This window comes from Streptomyces sp. NPDC056883 (assembly GCF_042788835.1).
GTDB classification, from domain to species: domain Bacteria; phylum Actinomycetota; class Actinomycetes; order Streptomycetales; family Streptomycetaceae; genus Streptomyces; species Streptomyces stoeckheimensis.
Genome location: NZ_JBHUBS010000019.1, coordinates 30,182 through 46,358 on the forward strand (window position 1 = coordinate 30,182; position 16,177 = coordinate 46,358).

The following is a 16,177-nucleotide window of genomic DNA, read 5'->3' on the forward strand; positions in this document are numbered from 1 at the left end:
CGTGTTGGTCCGATCGGCGCTGAGACGTCACGCGTGGACCGCGGGTACTCGAATAGCTGCACGCTGTGGCGGGGGTAGGCTCGGAATCGCGCCGGTGCACCGTTCGTCACCGGGACTAGACATGTGGAGAGGAGCCCTGACCCACGGTGAGCACCAAGCCGACGACCACAGAGCTCGACTGGACCGAACTGGACCAGCGTGCTGTCGACACCGCCCGGATCCTGGCCGCCGACGCGGTACAGAAGGTCGGTAACGGCCACCCCGGTACGGCGATGAGCCTGGCCCCCGCCGCGTACACCCTCTTCCAGAAGGTGATGCGGCACGACCCGGCGGACCCGGAGTGGGTCGGCCGCGACCGTTTCGTGCTCTCCGCGGGTCACTCCTCGCTGACCCTCTACACCCAGCTGTACCTCGGCGGGTTCGGGCTCGAGCTGGACGACCTGAAGGCCTTCCGCACCTGGGGTTCGAAGACCCCGGGCCACCCGGAGTACGGCCACACCGCGGGCGTCGAGACCACCACCGGCCCGCTGGGCCAGGGCATCGCCAACGCGGTGGGCATGGCCATGGCCGCCCGCTACGAGCGCGGCCTGTTCGACCCCGAGGCCCCCACGGGCGCCTCCCCGTTCGACCACATGGTCTACGCGATCGCGGGCGACGGCTGCCTCCAGGAGGGCATCTCCCACGAGGCGTCCGCGCTGGCCGGCCACCAGAAGCTCGGCAACCTGGTGCTGCTGTGGGACGACAACCACATCTCCATCGAGGGCGACACGGAGACGGCCGTCTCCGAGGACACCCTGAAGCGCTACGAGGCGTACGGCTGGCACGTCCAGCGCGTCGCGCAGCAGGAGAACGGCGACCTCGACCCGAAGGCGCTGTTCGCCGCCCTGCAGGCCGCCAAGGCCGAGACGGAGCGCCCCTCCTTCATCGCGGCCCGCTCGATCATCGCCTGGCCGGCCCCGCACGCCCAGGGCACCGAGGCCTCGCACGGCTCGGCCCTCGGCAACGACGAGGTCGCCGCCACCAAGCGCGTGCTCGGCTTCGACCCGGAGCAGACCTTCGAGGTCTCCGACGAGGTCATCGCGCACACCCGCGCCCTCGGCGACCGCGGCCGCGAGGCCCGCGCCGCGTGGGAGAAGGAGTTCTCCGCCTGGCGCACCGCCAACCCGGAGCGCGCCGCCGAGTTCGACCGCATCAACGCCAACGAGCTGCCCGCGGGCTGGGAGGACAAGCTCCCCGTCTTCGAGGCCGGCAAGGGCGTCGCCACCCGCGCCGCCTCCGGCAAGGTGCTCGAGGCGCTCGGCGCGGTCATCCCGGAGCTGTGGGGCGGCTCGGCCGACCTGGCCGGCTCCAACAACACCACCATCGACAAGAACTCCTCGTTCCTGCCGGTGGGCAACCCGCTGCCGGAGGCCGACCCGTACGGCCGCACCATCCACTTCGGCATCCGCGAGCACGCCATGGCCGCGGCCATGAACGGCATCGCCCTGCACGGCCACACCCGCATCTACGGCGGCACCTTCCTGGTGTTCTCCGACTACATGCGCAACGCCGTGCGCCTGTCCGCGCTGATGCACGTGCCCGTCACCTACGTGTGGACTCACGACTCCATCGGCCTCGGCGAGGACGGCCCGACCCACCAGCCGGTCGAGCACGTCGCCTCGCTGCGCGCCATCCCGGGCCTGAACGTGGTCCGCCCGGCCGACGCGAACGAGACCGCCGTCGCCTGGCGCGAGATCCTCAAGCGCCACACCAAGGTCTTCGGCAAGGGCGCCCCGCACGGTCTGGCGCTGACCCGCCAGGGCGTGCCGACCTACGAGCGCAACGAGGACGCCGCCAAGGGCGGGTACGTGCTGTTCGAGGCCGAGGGTGGCGACGCACAGGTCGTCCTCATCGGCACCGGCTCCGAGGTCCAGCTCGCCGTCGCCGCGCGCGAGGCGCTGCAGGCCGAGGGCGTCCCGGCCCGGGTCGTCTCGATGCCCTCCGTCGAGTGGTTCGAGGAGCAGTCCCAGGAGTACAAGGACAGCGTCCTGCCGCCTTCGGTCAAGGCGCGTGTCGCGGTCGAGGCCGGCATCGGCCTGACCTGGCACCGCTACGTCGGAGACGCGGGCCGGATCGTCTCGCTGGAGCACTTCGGTGCCTCGGCCGACGGCGCCGTCCTGTACCGCGAGTTCGGTCTCACCGCCGAAGCCGTGACCGCCGCCGCACGCGAGTCGCTCGCCGCCGCCGCGCGCTGACTCCCGCACCCAGACCAGTAGGAGATGCAATTCCCATGACAGACGCACTGAAGCGCCTTTCCGACGAGGGCGTGGCGATCTGGCTGGACGACCTGTCCCGCAAGCGGATCACGTCCGGCAACCTGGCCGAGCTCATCGACCAGCAGCACGTGGTCGGTGTCACCACCAACCCGGCGATCTTCCAGAAGGCGATCAGCGGCGGCGAGGGGTACGGGCAGCAGCTCGCCGACCTGGCCGCCCGCAAGGTCACCGTCGAAGAGGCGATCCGCATGATCACCACGGCGGACGTCCGCGACGCCGCCGACATCCTGCGCCCGGTCTACGACGCCACCGAGGGCCAGGACGGCCGGGTCTCGATCGAGGTCGACCCCCGTCTGGCCCACAACACCCCGGCGACCATCGCCGAGGCCAAGCAGCTCGCGTGGCTGGTGGACCGTCCGAACACGCTCATCAAGATCCCGGCGACCAAGGCCGGCCTGCCGGCGATCACCGAGGTCATCGGCAAGGGCATCAGCGTCAACGTCACGCTGATCTTCTCGCTGGAGCGCTACCGCGAGGTCATGGACGCGTACCTGGCGGGCCTGGAGAAGGCGAAGGCCGCGGGCCTGGACCTCTCCAAGATCCACTCGGTCGCCTCCTTCTTCGTGTCCCGCGTGGACTCCGAGATCGACAAGCGCCTGGACTCCGTCGGCACCGACGAGGCCAAGGCCCTCAAGGGCAAGGCGGCGCTCGCGAACGCCCGTCTGGCCTACGAGGCCTTCGAAGAGGTCTTCTCCACCGAGCGCTGGGCCGCCCTGGACAAGGCGCACGCCAACAAGCAGCGTCCGCTCTGGGCCTCGACCGGCGTCAAGGACCCGGCGTACAAGGACACCCTGTACGTGGTGGACCTGGTCGCCCCCGGCACCGTGAACACCATGCCCGAGGGCACCCTCGAGGCCACCGCCGACCACGGCGTGGTCGAGGGCGACACGATCTCCGGCACGTACGAGCAGTCGCGCGCCGAGCTCGCCGCGGTCGCGAAGCTGGGCATTTCGTACGACGATGTGGTGCAGCTGCTCGAAGAAGAGGGCGTCGAGAAGTTCGCGGTGTCCTGGAACGACCTGCTGAAGTCGACCGAGGCGGAGCTTGAGCGCCTCGCCCCCACGGAGGCCTGAACACTTTGTCTGTAAACGGAGCGAACCCGCTTCGTGACGCACAGGACCGGCGGCTCCCGCGCATCGCGGGGCCGTCCGGCCTGGTCATTTTCGGCGTTACGGGTGACCTGTCGCGCAAGAAGCTGATGCCTGCCGTCTACGACCTCGCCAACCGCGGGCTGCTCCCGCCGGGCTTCTCCCTGATCGGCTTCGCCCGACGTGAGTGGCAGGACGAGGACTTCGCGCAGGAGGTTCACGACGCGGTCAAGCAGCACGCGCGCACCCCCTTCCGCGAAGAGGTCTGGCAGCAGCTGGTGCAGGGCTGCCGCTTCGTCCAGGGCGACTTCGACGACGACCAGGCGTTCGAGACGCTGAAGTCGACGATCGAGGAGCTGGACAAGGCGCAGGGCACCGGCGGCAACTTCGCCTTCTACCTGTCCGTCCCGCCGAAGTTCTTCCCCAAGGTCGTCGCCCAGCTCAAGAAGCACGGGCTGGCGGACCAGAAGGAGGGCTCCTGGCGGCGCGCGGTCATCGAGAAGCCGTTCGGGCACGACCTGACCAGTGCACAGGAGCTCAACCAGCTCGTGCACGACGTCTTCCCGCCCAACGAGGTCTTCCGGATCGACCACTACCTGGGCAAGGAGACCGTCCAGAACATCCTGGCGCTCCGCTTCGCCAACACGATGTTCGAGCCGATCTGGAACCGGTCGTACGTGGACCACGTGCAGATCACCATGGCCGAGGACATCGGCATCGGCGGCCGGGCCGGCTACTACGACGGCATCGGCGCGGCCCGCGACGTCATCCAGAACCACCTGCTCCAGCTCCTGGCGCTGACCGCGATGGAGGAGCCCGGCTCCTTCCACCCCAAGGCGCTGGTGGCCGAGAAGCTCAAGGTGCTGACCGCCGTGGAGCTGCCCGAGGACCTGGGCAAGCACACCGTGCGCGGCCAGTACTCGGCGGCGTGGCAGGGCGGCGAGAAGGTCGTCGGGTACCTCGAAGAGGACGGCATCGACCCCAAGTCGAAGACCGACACCTACGCGGCCATCCGCCTGGAGATCAACAACCGCCGCTGGGCGGGCGTCCCGTTCTACCTGCGGACGGGCAAGCGCCTGGGCCGCCGGGTGACCGAGATCGCGGTCGTCTTCAAGCGGGCCCCGTACCTTCCGTTCGAGTCGGGCGCTACCGAGGAGCTGGGGCAGAACGCCCTGGTCATCCGGGTCCAGCCGGACGAGGGCGTCACGGTGCGCTTCGGTTCCAAGGTTCCGGGCACCTCCATGGAGGTCCGGGACGTGACGATGGACTTCGCCTACGGCGAGTCCTTCACGGAGTCGAGCCCCGAGGCCTACGAGCGGCTGATCCTCGACGTGCTGCTGGGTGACGCGAACCTGTTCCCGCGCCACCAGGAGGTCGAGCTGTCCTGGAACATCCTCGACCCGATCGAGCGGTACTGGGACACGCACGGCAAGCCCGCGCAGTACCCGTCGGGCACCTGGGGGCCGGTCGAGGCGGACGAGATGCTCGCACGAGACGGACGGAGCTGGCGCCGGCCATGAAGATCGATCTCACGGAGACCAACTCCAGCAAGATCAACGCCTCGTTGGTGCAGGCGCGCCGGGACATCGGCACGCCTGCCATCGGGATGGTGCTCACGCTGGTGATCGTGACCGACGAGGAGAACGCGTACGACGCGCTCAAGTCGGCGAACGACGCGTCCCGCGAACACCCTTCGCGGATCGTCGTCGTCATCAAGCGGGTCAGCCGCTCGCCGCGCAGCCGCCAGGGCGCCCGTCTCGACGCGGAAGTCCGCGTCGGGACGGACTCGGGCAGCGGTGAAACGGTTGTGCTGCGCCTGCACGGCGAACTGGTCGACCACGCCCAGTCGGTGGTTCTCCCGCTCCTCCTCCCGGACGCGCCCGTCGTCGTCTGGTGGCCGGAGGGTGCTCCGCAGGACCTGGCGGGGGACCCCCTGGGGGCCCTCGGTCAGCGCCGGATCACGGACACCTACTCTTGCGAGCACCCGATCGAGGCGCTCGGCAGCCGGGCGGCCGCGTACGCGCCCGGGGACACGGACCTGTCCTGGACCCGGATCACCCCGTGGCGCTCCATGCTGGCGGCGGCGCTCGACCAGCAGGTCCACTCGGTGTCCTCGGCCACGGTCGAGGGCGAGGACGACAACCCGAGCTGCGAGCTGCTGGCGATGTGGCTCGCGGACCGGCTCCAGGTCCCCGTCAAGCGCACCTCCTCGGCGGGCCCCGGGCTCACCGCGGTGCGTCTGGAAACCAAGGACGGCGAGATCGTCCTGGACCGGGCGGACGGGGCACTGGCCACGCTGTGCATGCCGGGGCAGCCCGACCGTGCGGTGGCGCTGAAGCGCCGCGACACGTCCGAGCTGCTGGCGGAGGAACTCCGCCGCCTGGACCCGGACAACACCTACGAGGCCTCGCTGAAGTTCGGCGTGGCCCGCCTGGCCCCGGTGTCCGCACCCGCCCCGGCGAAGCCGGCTTCCGCCAAGGCGGAGACCCCGGCCAAGGCGGAGGCCCCGGCCTCCAAGCCGACTCCGGCCAAGGCCCAGGCGAAGAAGGCCGCAGCGAAGTAACGGCCCCGCTGCGCGGAGCAGTCCCCTACCCGCCCTTCGCCCGTTCCCCGGGGCTCCGCCCCGGACCCCGCGCCTCAAACGCCGGCGAGGCTGGATGATGCCGCGCCGCGGCAATTCCAGCCCGTCCGGCGTTTGAGGACCGGGTCCGGGCAGCGCCCGGTTTCGGGAAGGGGCGGGGTGGGGGAAGCCCCGCGCAGCGGCGTCCGCACCCGCACCACACGACTCCGAACTACCGACAAGGCGGCAGCACATGGGTATGACGACTCCCCAGGTCGTCGTCCACCGGGACAAGGAGCTGATGGCCCAGGCCGCGGCCGCCCGGCTGATCACGAAGATCGTGGACGCACAGGCGGCCCGCGGCACCGCGTCCGTGGTCCTCACCGGCGGCCGCAACGGCAACGGCCTCCTCGCCGCGCTGGCCACGGCCCCGGCCCGCGACGCCATCGACTGGTCTCGGATCGACCTGTGGTGGGGGGACGAGCGCTACGTGCCCGCCGACGACCCCGAACGCAACCACGTACAGGCCCGTGAGGCCCTGCTGGACGCCGTCCCGGTGGACCCCGCCCGGGTCCATGCCATGCCCGCCTCCGACGGCCCCTACGGGGACGACGTGGACGCGGCGGCCGCCTCCTACGCGGAGGAGCTCCGCAAGGCCTCCCGCCCCGAGGACCACGGCCCGGTCCCCCGCTTCGACGTCCTGATGCTGGGCGTGGGCCCGGACACGCACGTGGCCTCGCTCTTCCCCGAGCACCCGGCGTCCCGCGAGAGCGAGCGCACCGTCGTCGGCGTCCACGGCGCGCCCAAGCCGCCGCCGACCCGCGTCTCGCTCACCCTCCCGGCGATCCGGGCGGCCCGCGAGGTCTGGCTGCTGGCGGCCGGCGAGGACAAGGCCGGAGCGGTGGCGATCGCGCTGGGCGGAGCGGGCGAGGTCCAGGCGCCGGCAGCCGCCGCGTACGGCCGCTCCCGCACCCTGTGGCTCCTCGACCGCGCGGCGGCCGCGAAGCTCCCGCCGGCGATGTACCCGCCGGCCTCGGCCTGATCCCGTAGAACCCCCAGAACACGACAGGGCCCGCCCTCCACGAGGAGAGCGGGCCCTGTCTGCGTGTGACGGCTTACCGTCAGCGGCCCCGCAGCGAGCGGTACTCGGACACCAGTGCGCGCGTCGACGCGTCCAGGCCCGGTACCTCCGTGCCGTCGGTGAGCGCCGGCTCGATCCGCTTGGCCAGCACCTTCCCGAGCTCCACGCCCCACTGGTCGAAGGAGTCGATGTTCCACACCGCGCCCTGGACGAACACCTTGTGCTCGTAGAGCGCGATCAGCTGGCCCAGGACCGCCGGAGTGAGCTCGGTCGCCAGGATCGTCGTCGTCGGGTGGTTGCCCGCGAAGGTCTTGTGCGGGACCAGCGGTTCGGCGACGCCCTCCGCCCGGACCTCGTCCGCCGTCTTGCCGAAGGCCAGCGCCTGCGTCTGCGCGAAGAAGTTCGCCATCAGCAGGTCGTGCTGGGCCGCCAGCGCCGGCGCCAGTTCGCCCACCGGCCGCGCGAAGCCGATGAAGTCCGCCGGGATCACCTTGGTGCCCTGGTGGATCAACTGGTAGTAGGCGTGCTGGCCGTTGGTGCCGGGCGTGCCCCACACCACCGGCCCGGTCTGCCAGTCCACCGGGTTGCCCTGGCGGTCCACCGACTTGCCGTTGGACTCCATGTCCAGCTGCTGCAAGTACGCGGTGAACCGGGAGAGGTAGTGGCTGTACGGGAGCACCGCGTGCGACTGCGCGTCGAAGAAGGCCCCGTACCAGATCCCCAACAGGCCCAGCAGCAGCGGGGCGTTCTCCTCGGCGGGCGCCGTGCGGAAGTGCTCGTCCATGGCGTGGAATCCGCCGAGCAGGTCCCGGAACGCGTCCGGACCGATCGCGATCATCAGGGACAGCCCGATCGCGGAGTCGAAGGAGTAGCGCCCGCCGACCCAGTCCCAGAACTCGAACATGTTGGCCGTGTCGATGCCGAACGCGGCGACCTTCTCCTCGTTGGTGGAGAGCGCCACGAAGTGCCGTGCCACGGCCGCCTCGTCGCCGCCGACACCCGCGAGCAGCCATTCCCGCGCCGAGGTGGCGTTGGTGATGGTCTCGATCGTCGTGAAGGTCTTCGACGCGATGATGAACAGCGTCTCGGCCGGATCCAGGTCCCGTACGGCCTCGTGCAGGTCGGCGCCGTCCACGTTGGAGACGAAACGGACCGTCAGGCCGCGGTCCGAGAAGGCGCGCAGCGCCTCGTACGCCATCGCCGGACCGAGGTCGGAGCCGCCGATGCCCACGTTGACGACGTTCTTGATGCGCTTGCCGGTGGAGCCGGTCCACTCCCCCGACCGGACCCGGTCGGCGAAGGCCGCCATCTTGTCGAGGACCGCGTGGACGCCGGGAACCACGTTCTCCCCGTCCACCTCGACGACCGCGTCGGCCGGTGCGCGCAGCGCGGTGTGCAGCACCGCCCGGTCCTCGGTCGTGTTGATCTTCTCGCCGCGGAACATGGCCTCGCGCAGCTCGGCCACGCCGGTCGCCGCGGCCAGTTCGCGCAGCAGTGTCAGCGTCTCGTCGTTCACGAGGTGCTTCGAGTAGTCGATGTGCAGGTCTCCGACCCGCAAGGTGTAGCCGGTGCCCCGGCCCGGATCCGCCGCGAACAGCTCCCGCAGATGCGTCTGCCCCAGCTCGTCCCGGTGCTTGCCGAGTGCGGCCCACTCAGGCATCCGGTTGAGCTTCATACGGCTGTCTGCGTTCATCTCGGACATCAACCCACTTCCTGTCCTGTCGTGCCCCGCCGGTTCCAACCTAAGGGATGGGAAGGGGCACAACCGACACAAAGCGGCCCGGCCCGCAGGAGAGAAGACTCCTGCGGGCCGGGCCGGATGCCGTGTTGTTCGGTCTGTCGTTCGGTGGGAACGCGTCAGATCTCGCCGCGCAGTTTGGCGAGCGCCTCGGCGAGGATCGCCTCGCCGTCCGCGTCGGTCCGTCGCTCCCGTACGTACGCCAGGTGCGTCTTGTACGGCTCGGTGCGCGGCGGTGCGGGAGGGTTGTCCCGGTCCTGGCCGGCCGGGAACCCGCAGCGCGGGCAGTCCCAGGTGTCCGGCACCTGCGCGTCGCTGGCGAAGCTCGGCTGCGTCTCGTGCCCGTTCGAGCACCAGAAGGAGATGCGCAGGCGGGGCGCGGACTCGCCGCGCTCGGCCTCACCCATCGGCCCCGCTCCGACCCGACTACCACGGATCGCGTTGCCACTTGCCACGGTCGTAACTCCCTGCGTGATGGTGCCGCGAAACGTGAGTGGATTCCGTCGCGGGCGCCCAAGTCTACGTAAGGCCCAACGCCCGTCCAGGAGTGGAGTTACCCATTCCAGACAAGAACGCCGGACCTCATGATAGGCCGGGGAGAGCCGACCGGACCGGCGGAATGGCCAGAACGGTTCAGCTGCTCGTCTTCATGAGCAGACCGAGTGCGACGATGCACGCGAACCAGAGCAGACCGATCACCACGGTGATGCGGTCGAGGTTGCGCTCCGCGACCGAGGAGCCGCCGACCGACGACTGCATACCGCCGCCGAACATGTCGGAAAGACCGCCGCCCTTGCCCTTGTGCATCAGCACGAGCAGCATCAGCAGGGCGCTGAAGACGACCAAGGCGATCTCGAACCCCATAATCACGGCTGATTCCTACTTTCTGGACTTACTGGCTTTCCGGCTTTCCCGCAGTGCCGATGACGAGCGCGGGGGCCGGCAGCTGCTTCAGCTGGCCGGCCCCCGCAAGGGTACGACGGATCCGCCCTACCGCATACTCACGATGAGCGTCACTGGTCGCGGAAACGGACGATCTTGACGAACTCGTCCGCGTCCAGCGCCGCGCCGCCGATCAGGGCGCCGTCGACGTCGGGCTGGGCCATGATCGCGGCGATGTTGCCGGACTTGACCGAGCCGCCGTACTGGATGCGGACCTTGTCGGCCAGCTCCTGCGAGTACAGCTCCGCGAGACGGCCGCGGATGGCACCGCAGACCTCCTGCGCGTCCTCGGGGGTGGCGACTTCGCCGGTCCCGATGGCCCAGACGGGCTCGTACGCGATCACGATGGACTCGACCTGCTCGGCCGGGATGTCCTTGAGGCCGCCGTCGAGCTGGTTCAGCGTGTACTGCACCTGCTGGCCGGCCTTGCGGATGTCCAGGCCCTCGCCGACGCACAGGATCGGCGTGATGCCGTGCTTGTAGGCGGCCTTGACCTTGGCGTTGCAGATCTCGTCGCTCTCGCCGTGGTACTGGCGGCGCTCGCTGTGGCCGACGGCCACGAACGTGCACTTCAGCTTCGAGAGCATCGGGCCGGAGATCTCGCCGGTGTAGGCGCCCGAGTCGTGGGCCGAGATGTCCTGGGCGCCGTACTTGATCTTCAGCTTGTCGCCGTCGACCAGGGTCTGGACCGAACGGAGGTCGACGAAGGGCGGCAGGACCGCGACCTCGACGAAGTCGTAGTCCTTGTCGGCCAGGGCGAAGGCGAGCTTCTGGACGTGGGCGATGGCCTCGAGGTGGTTGAGGTTCATCTTCCAGTTGCCCGCCATCAGCGGGGTACGGCCGGCGGTGTTCTCAGTCATCAGGGTTCAGACCTCCAGTGCGGCGAGGCCGGGGAGCGTCTTGCCCTCGAGGTACTCGAGGGAGGCGCCGCCACCGGTCGAAATGTGGCCGAAAGCGTTCTCGTCGAAGCCGAGCGTGCGCACGGCGGCGGCCGAGTCGCCACCGCCGACGACGGTGAAGGCGCTGCTGTCGACGAGGGCCTGCGCGATGGCGCGGGTGCCGCCGGCGTAGTCGGGGTGCTCGAAGACGCCCACGGGACCGTTCCAGAACACGGTCTCCGCGTCGGCGATCTTCGAGGCGTACAGCTCGCGGGTCTTGGGACCGATGTCCAGACCCTCCTGGTCGGCGGGGATCTTGTCCGCGTCCACGGTGATGAAGTCGGCCGGGGCCTTGGTCTTCAGGTCCGGGAAGTCCTTGGAGGCGAGGATGTCGACCGGGAGGACCAGCTCGACACCGTTCTTCTCGGCGCGCGCCATGTACTCCTTGACGACCTCCACCTGGTCCTTCTGGAGCAGGGAGATGCCGACCTCGTAGCCCTTGGCGTAGAGGAAGGTGTACGCCATGCCGCCGCCGATGAGGAGGCGGTCGGCCTTGCCGAGCAGCTCGTCGATGACGGCGAGCTTGTCGGAGACCTTGGCGCCGCCGAGGATGACCACGTACGGGCGCTTGACCTCGGCGGTCAGCTTCTTCAGGACGCCGACCTCGGTGGCGATGAGGCCGCCGGCCGCGTGCGGGAGGCGCGCGGGGAGGTCGAAGACCGAGGCGTGCTTGCGGTGGACAGCGCCGAAGCCGTCGCCGACGTAGACGTCGGCCAGCTCGGCGAGCTGGTCCGCGAAGGCGCCGCGCTCGGCGTCGTCCTTCGCGGTCTCACCGGCGTTGAAGCGCAGGTTCTCGATGACGGCGACCTGGCCGTCGGCGAGGGCGGCGACGGTCTCCTTGGCGGAGGCGCCGACGGTGTCGGTGGCGAACGCGACGTCCGCGCCGAGCAGCTCGCCGAGGCGGGCGGCGGCGGGCGCCAGCGAGAAGGCCGGGTCCGGGGCGCCCTTGGGGCGGCCCAGGTGCGAGGCCACGATCACGCGGGCGCCGGCTTCGGCGAGCTTCGCGATGGTCGGCTGCACGGCGCGGATGCGGCCGTCGTCGGTGATCTCACCGTTCGAGAGGGGGACGTTCAGGTCGGCGCGTACGAAGACACGCTTGCCGGAAACGCCCTCGGCGAGAAGTTCGTCGATCGTCTTCATGCTGATTTCTACTCCTTTTCCCAGCCCAGGACTCTACCCGTGCGGGACGAGAGGGGTACGAGGCAAGCAACAGGGCCCGTACAGCGCTTCATCGCGCTGCCCGAGCCCCGGTGCTCACATCGTGGTGCCTGCTGTGGTGCTTAGAGCTGACCGCCGACGAACACGGTCAGGTCGACGAGGCGGTTGGAGTAGCCCCACTCGTTGTCGTACCACCCGATGACCTTGACGCTCTTGCCCTGGACCATCGTCAGGGAGGAGTCGAAGGTGCAGGAGTACGGCCAGTTCACGATGTCGGAAGAGACGATCGCGTCCTCGGTGTAGTCCAGGATGCCCTTGAGCTGGCCCTGAGAAGCCTTCTGGAAGGCCGAGTTGACCTCGTCCTTGGTGACCTCGCGCTCGAGCTCGATGACCAGGTCGGTCACGGAACCCGTGGGGACCGGCACGCGCATCGCGATGCCGTCGAGCTTGCCCGCCAGCTCCGGGATGACCAGCGCGGTGGCCTTGGCGGCACCGGTGGTGGTCGGGATGATGTTCTCGGCCGCAGCGCGCGCCCGGCGCAGGTCCGAGTGCGGGAAGTCCAGGATGCGCTGGTCGTTCGTGTACGCGTGGACCGTCGTCATCATGCCCTTGACGATGCCGAAGTTCTCGAGGAGGACCTTGGCCATCGGCGCCACGCAGTTGGTGGTGCAGGAGGCGTTGGAAATGACGTGGTGGTTGGCCGCGTCGTACTTCTCCTGGTTGACGCCCATCACGATCGTGATGTCCTCGTCCTTGGCCGGAGCCGAGATGAGGACCTTCTTCGCGCCGGCCGCGATGTGCTTGGCGGCGTCGGCCTTCTTCGTGAAGATGCCGGTCGACTCGATGACGATGTCGGCGCCCAGCTCGCCCCAGGGAAGGTTCGCGGGGTCGCGCTCGGCAAAGGTCTTGAAGGTGTTGCCACCGACGGTGATGGTGTCGGCCGTGTGGCTGACCTCGGCCTCGAGACGGCCCAGGATCGTGTCGTACTTGAGGAGGTGAACCAAGGTTGCGTTGTCAGTCAGGTCGTTGACACCGACGATCTCGATGTCCGCTCCCTGCTTCAGAAGCGCCCGGAAGTAGTTGCGGCCAATTCGGCCAAAACCATTGATGCCTACGCGGATCGTCACGAACCGATCTCCTCGTTGGTGCGCCGGCCTGTCCGCCAGCGAGCTGTATGGGATGTCCCCGACCGCTTACGACACTACCTCTCCGTGAGCTTTTGAGTGACATCGACGGTCCCCTGACACGCCCCGAAGCCCCGCACTCTCGGACGAGTACGGGACCTCGGGGACCTTGGGCCCGGTCACTCACGGTGAGGGCGGTCGGGGCCTCTGATCAGTGGTTCAGCGAGCGGAGCGCCTTACCGACGAGTACGGCGCGGTCGGCCGCGGCCGGCAGGTGCTCCAGACCGAAGCCCAGGAGCACCGTGTCACGCGTAGTGACGGAGGCGTAGGACTTGAACAGCTCGCCCGACCGGGACCAATCGCCCGGAACATCAGGGCTTCCGGCAGGTGCGCCCTGGGCGGTCCAGACGCCGAGCGAGGACTCGAAGCCCTCGACCGCCTGGTCGGTGCCGCCGATCGACACGCGGGCCTCGTCCGCGAAGACTCCGCGGCCGCCCGAGCCCGGGTCGGTGATGTAGGCGAGGGAGACCTCGACGGTCTTGCCCGCGTACATGCTCAGGTCGAAGGAGACCTGCTTCCAGCCGCCCGAGGCACCGGTGAAGGAGTTCCACTGGCCGCTGGTGCCCGCGGGGGTGCAGCCGCCGGCGTCGAGGGTGAGGTAGCGGCGCAGGAACGGGTGACCGTTGATGAAGAACCCGGCCCCGCACTCCTCGGGCACGGTGGTGGTGGTCAGGCCGCTCGCCTCGGGCAGCGTGGTCCAGTCGTCGCCGCCCGCGGTACGGGACTCCAGGACCGCGTGGTCGTAGCCCTCCTCGGTGTTCCAGTTCAGCGCCATCTTGAGCTTCGGCTGGTCGGCCGCGGTGACCCCGGTGAGGTCGATGGTGCGGGTGAGGCGCTTCCAGTCGTCGTCCGCGTGCGTGGCCGAGGCCATCGAGGCGCCGGCGTACGGGGCGTACGGGTTCACGACTCCGGCGTACTGGCCCGACTGCGCGCTCTTGAACTGCGGGAACTGCGCCGCGGGCAGGGTGTCGGAGGTGACCGTGTAGGAGCCCGGGCGGTCGAGCGGGTTGCCCGTGGCGTTCCCGAGGGCGCCGCCCGCCCCGGTCAGGGAGCCGGCGCCGGTGAAGCCGGTGGGGCCGGTGACCCCCGCGCGGCCGTAGGCACCGAGGAAGTACTGGCTGAAGTCGTTGGTCACGGCGCGGCCGACCTGGGCGTTGCCGCCCGCCAGCTCGCCGGCCTCGATCAGCTTGCCGCCCTCGTTGAGGTAGTCGCGCACCGCCAGCTGGGTGTCACCGCCCGGGGACTTGGCCCCGGTGTAGTGGACGGCCGTACGGAAGTGGGAGAGGGCTCCGAGGTGGTGCGGGGCGCCCTGGACGGCCACGTCCCAGACCGCCGCGCTCTTGCCGTTGGCGCGCAGGGCGTCGACGTAGGCCTGTGCGTGCTGCGCCGGGGCGCCCTCCTCGGCGATCACCAGCACGTCGGCGCGCGGCCGCTCGGCCACCGTGTACGTGAAGTGCTCGCTGGAGACCTGCTTGCCGCGGTCGCGGCCGGTGAACCAGACCTCCACCTTGTCGCCGGGCTTGGCGCCCTCGACCTCGGCCCGGTACTCGTCGAACCAGTTGTTGTCGTCGCCGCCGTAGACCTCGCCGCCCTTCCAGGCCTCGAGGTCCTCGTCGTGGGTGCGGCCCCCGTTGATGCGGTAGTTCAGCTCCTTGTCCTTCAGCGCCTTGCGGGCCGTGACGGCGACCTCCTGGTCTTCGCCGCGGGCCGCGTAGGAGGTGGTGAAGGGGTCGAGGGTGAAGTCCGCGGCGGTCAGTCCCAGCGAGGACTTCGGCCGGTCCGGGTGTTCGGCGCTCTCGGCGACGGACAGCGCGAAGGGGATGTTCTTGGCGAACTCCGCCTGGATGAGCTTCTCGTCGTCCGGGAAGTTGAAGCCGGAGGCGCAGTCCTCGGGCTTCCACTGGTCGTTCGGGTCGATCGCGGAGGCCGTCTGGCAGGTGGTCATCTCCGGCGTGAACATCATGATGCCGTTGGCGTTGGCCGCCTGGCTGTCCGCTTCGCCGTTGGTGGTGTAGAGCTCGGAGGAGACCTGCGGGTAGTAGCCGGGGACGGCCGGGTTCTCCGGCGTGCCGGCGAGCGCCTTGTAGGCGACGTCGTCGGGGGTGGGGGTGGCCACCTGCCAGCCCACGCCGTACAGGATCAGCTCGGCGGCGGAGTGGTAGTTGACGGCGTAGTCGAAGCCGATGCGCTTCTGGAACGTGTCCAGGGCGACGGTCTCGGGCTCCGAGGCGGCCTTGGTGCCGCGGTAGGTCTCGCTCGACTCGTTGGGCGAGGAGCCCTCGTTGTCGTAGCCCCACTTGTAGGCGAAGTTGCGGTTGAGGTCCACGCCGTCGCCCGCGGTGATCTTGCCGTCGGCGTTGTTGTCGCGCAGGTTCTTGCGCCACAGCCGCTGGCCGTCGGCGGCGAAGGTGTAGTCGTAGCCGTCGGGGTTGGCGGAGAGCAGGAACCACAGCTCGGTGGAGTCCACCAGCTTGGTGATCCGCGGGTCCTTGCCGTAGTTGTCGAGGGTGTGGTGCATCAGCCGCCGGGTCATCTCGGGGGTGATCCACTCACGGGCGTGCTGGTTCGACATGAACAGCGTGGAGGGCTTGCCGCCGTCCCTGCTCTTCTTGGCGTTCTTGGTGACCTTCAGGGCGAGGATGTCCTTGCCCTGAACGGTCTTGCCGATGGAGACGACCTTGGTGAGGCCCGGGTTCTCCTGGGCGGTGCGCAGGATCTCCTCCTGGAGCCCGCCCTTGCCGCTGTAGGGGCGGAAGACCCCGTCGCCGGCCGCCAGCGAGCGCGCCGCGGCCTTGGCCGGGACCTTGCGTTCGGCGAGCGTGATCCCCTGAGCCGCCAGTTCCTTGGCCTGACCACCGGTGAGGAAGAGCTCGACCTTGGCGGTCCCGGTCTCCGGGGCGCGTTCGGAGAGCTCGTGCGCGTCCTGGCCGGCCGCCAGGACCAGCGGGACCTGCTCCTTGGTGATGTCGGCGTCGTAGACCCGTACCTCGTCGGCGGCGGACCGGTCCGCCGCACCGGGCTGGGCCTGGGCCGCTGCGGGTAGTGCGGCCAGTGTGGTGCCGAAGACGAATGCGCTTGCGGCGAGGATCGATCTCGCGCGGTGCCTCATGTGCCCCCCTGGGCGTCGTCTGCCACGAAAGCTTCGGACGACAGGCTCACGATCAGCCCATGCT

The 16,177-nt window shown here is 69.6% G+C and carries 12 protein-coding genes; 5 read left to right on the top strand and 7 right to left on the bottom strand.

All coding sequences use genetic code 11. From position 1 onward, the window contains the following. The first annotated feature begins 146 nt into the window (after positions 1-146). The 5 genes from tkt (at position 147) to pgl (ending at position 7,005) form a co-directional block, all read left to right on the top strand. Positions 147-2,234, top strand: coding sequence for a transketolase (gene tkt, locus ACFRU2_RS33625; protein ID WP_382979593.1), 2,088 nt, complete (start codon positions 147-149; stop codon positions 2,232-2,234). A 35-nt stretch (positions 2,235-2,269) separates the two neighbouring features. Beyond that, a complete protein-coding gene (gene tal / locus ACFRU2_RS33630; protein ID WP_382979596.1) occupies positions 2,270-3,388 on the top strand; it encodes a transaldolase in 1,119 nt (372 codons plus the stop codon). 5 nt (positions 3,389-3,393) lie between these two features. Beyond that, a complete protein-coding gene (gene zwf, locus ACFRU2_RS33635; RefSeq protein ID WP_250742320.1) occupies positions 3,394-4,923 on the top strand; it encodes a glucose-6-phosphate dehydrogenase in 1,530 nt (509 codons plus the stop codon). Further along, positions 4,920-5,966, top strand: a complete 1,047-nt coding sequence (gene opcA, locus ACFRU2_RS33640) for a glucose-6-phosphate dehydrogenase assembly protein OpcA (protein ID WP_382979599.1) — start codon at positions 4,920-4,922, stop codon at positions 5,964-5,966. Before zwf ends, opcA begins: the two co-directional genes overlap by 4 nt. 256 nt (positions 5,967-6,222) lie before the next feature. Next, positions 6,223-7,005: a 6-phosphogluconolactonase gene (gene pgl, locus ACFRU2_RS33645; RefSeq protein ID WP_382979776.1), complete on the top strand. Its 783-nt coding sequence runs from the start codon at positions 6,223-6,225 to the stop codon at positions 7,003-7,005. Positions 7,006-7,084: 79 nt separating this feature from the next. Here the strand turns inward: pgl and pgi are convergent, their stop codons facing one another. The 7 genes from pgi to ACFRU2_RS33680 form a co-directional block, all read right to left on the bottom strand. After that, positions 7,085-8,737, bottom strand: a complete 1,653-nt coding sequence (pgi, locus tag ACFRU2_RS33650) for a glucose-6-phosphate isomerase (RefSeq protein WP_382979779.1) — start codon at positions 8,735-8,737, stop codon at positions 7,085-7,087. 164 nt (positions 8,738-8,901) lie between these two features. Continuing rightward, complete coding sequence (locus tag ACFRU2_RS33655; RefSeq protein ID WP_007263454.1) at positions 8,902-9,237, bottom strand: RNA polymerase-binding protein RbpA; 336 nt, start codon at positions 9,235-9,237, stop codon at positions 8,902-8,904. A 178-nt stretch (positions 9,238-9,415) separates the two neighbouring features. Next, positions 9,416-9,646, bottom strand: coding sequence for a preprotein translocase subunit SecG (gene secG, locus ACFRU2_RS33660; protein ID WP_327309495.1), 231 nt, complete (start codon positions 9,644-9,646; stop codon positions 9,416-9,418). A 149-nt stretch (positions 9,647-9,795) separates the two neighbouring features. Next, complete coding sequence (gene tpiA / locus ACFRU2_RS33665) at positions 9,796-10,584, bottom strand: triose-phosphate isomerase (RefSeq protein WP_243338366.1); 789 nt, start codon at positions 10,582-10,584, stop codon at positions 9,796-9,798. Positions 10,585-10,590: 6 nt separating this feature from the next. Further along, entirely contained in the window at positions 10,591-11,802 is a 1,212-nt protein-coding gene (locus ACFRU2_RS33670) for a phosphoglycerate kinase (protein ID WP_382979602.1), read from the bottom strand. Between the two features lie 140 nt (positions 11,803-11,942). Next, entirely contained in the window at positions 11,943-12,947 is a 1,005-nt protein-coding gene (gap, locus tag ACFRU2_RS33675) for a type I glyceraldehyde-3-phosphate dehydrogenase (RefSeq protein ID WP_266876904.1), read from the bottom strand. A gap of 208 nt (positions 12,948-13,155) precedes the next feature. Then, the gene (locus ACFRU2_RS33680; RefSeq protein ID WP_382979604.1) at positions 13,156-16,113 is read right to left on the bottom strand and encodes a M14 family zinc carboxypeptidase; all 2,958 of its coding nucleotides are present in this window, start codon (positions 16,111-16,113) and stop codon (positions 13,156-13,158) included. Positions 16,114-16,177: the final 64 nt, after the last annotated feature.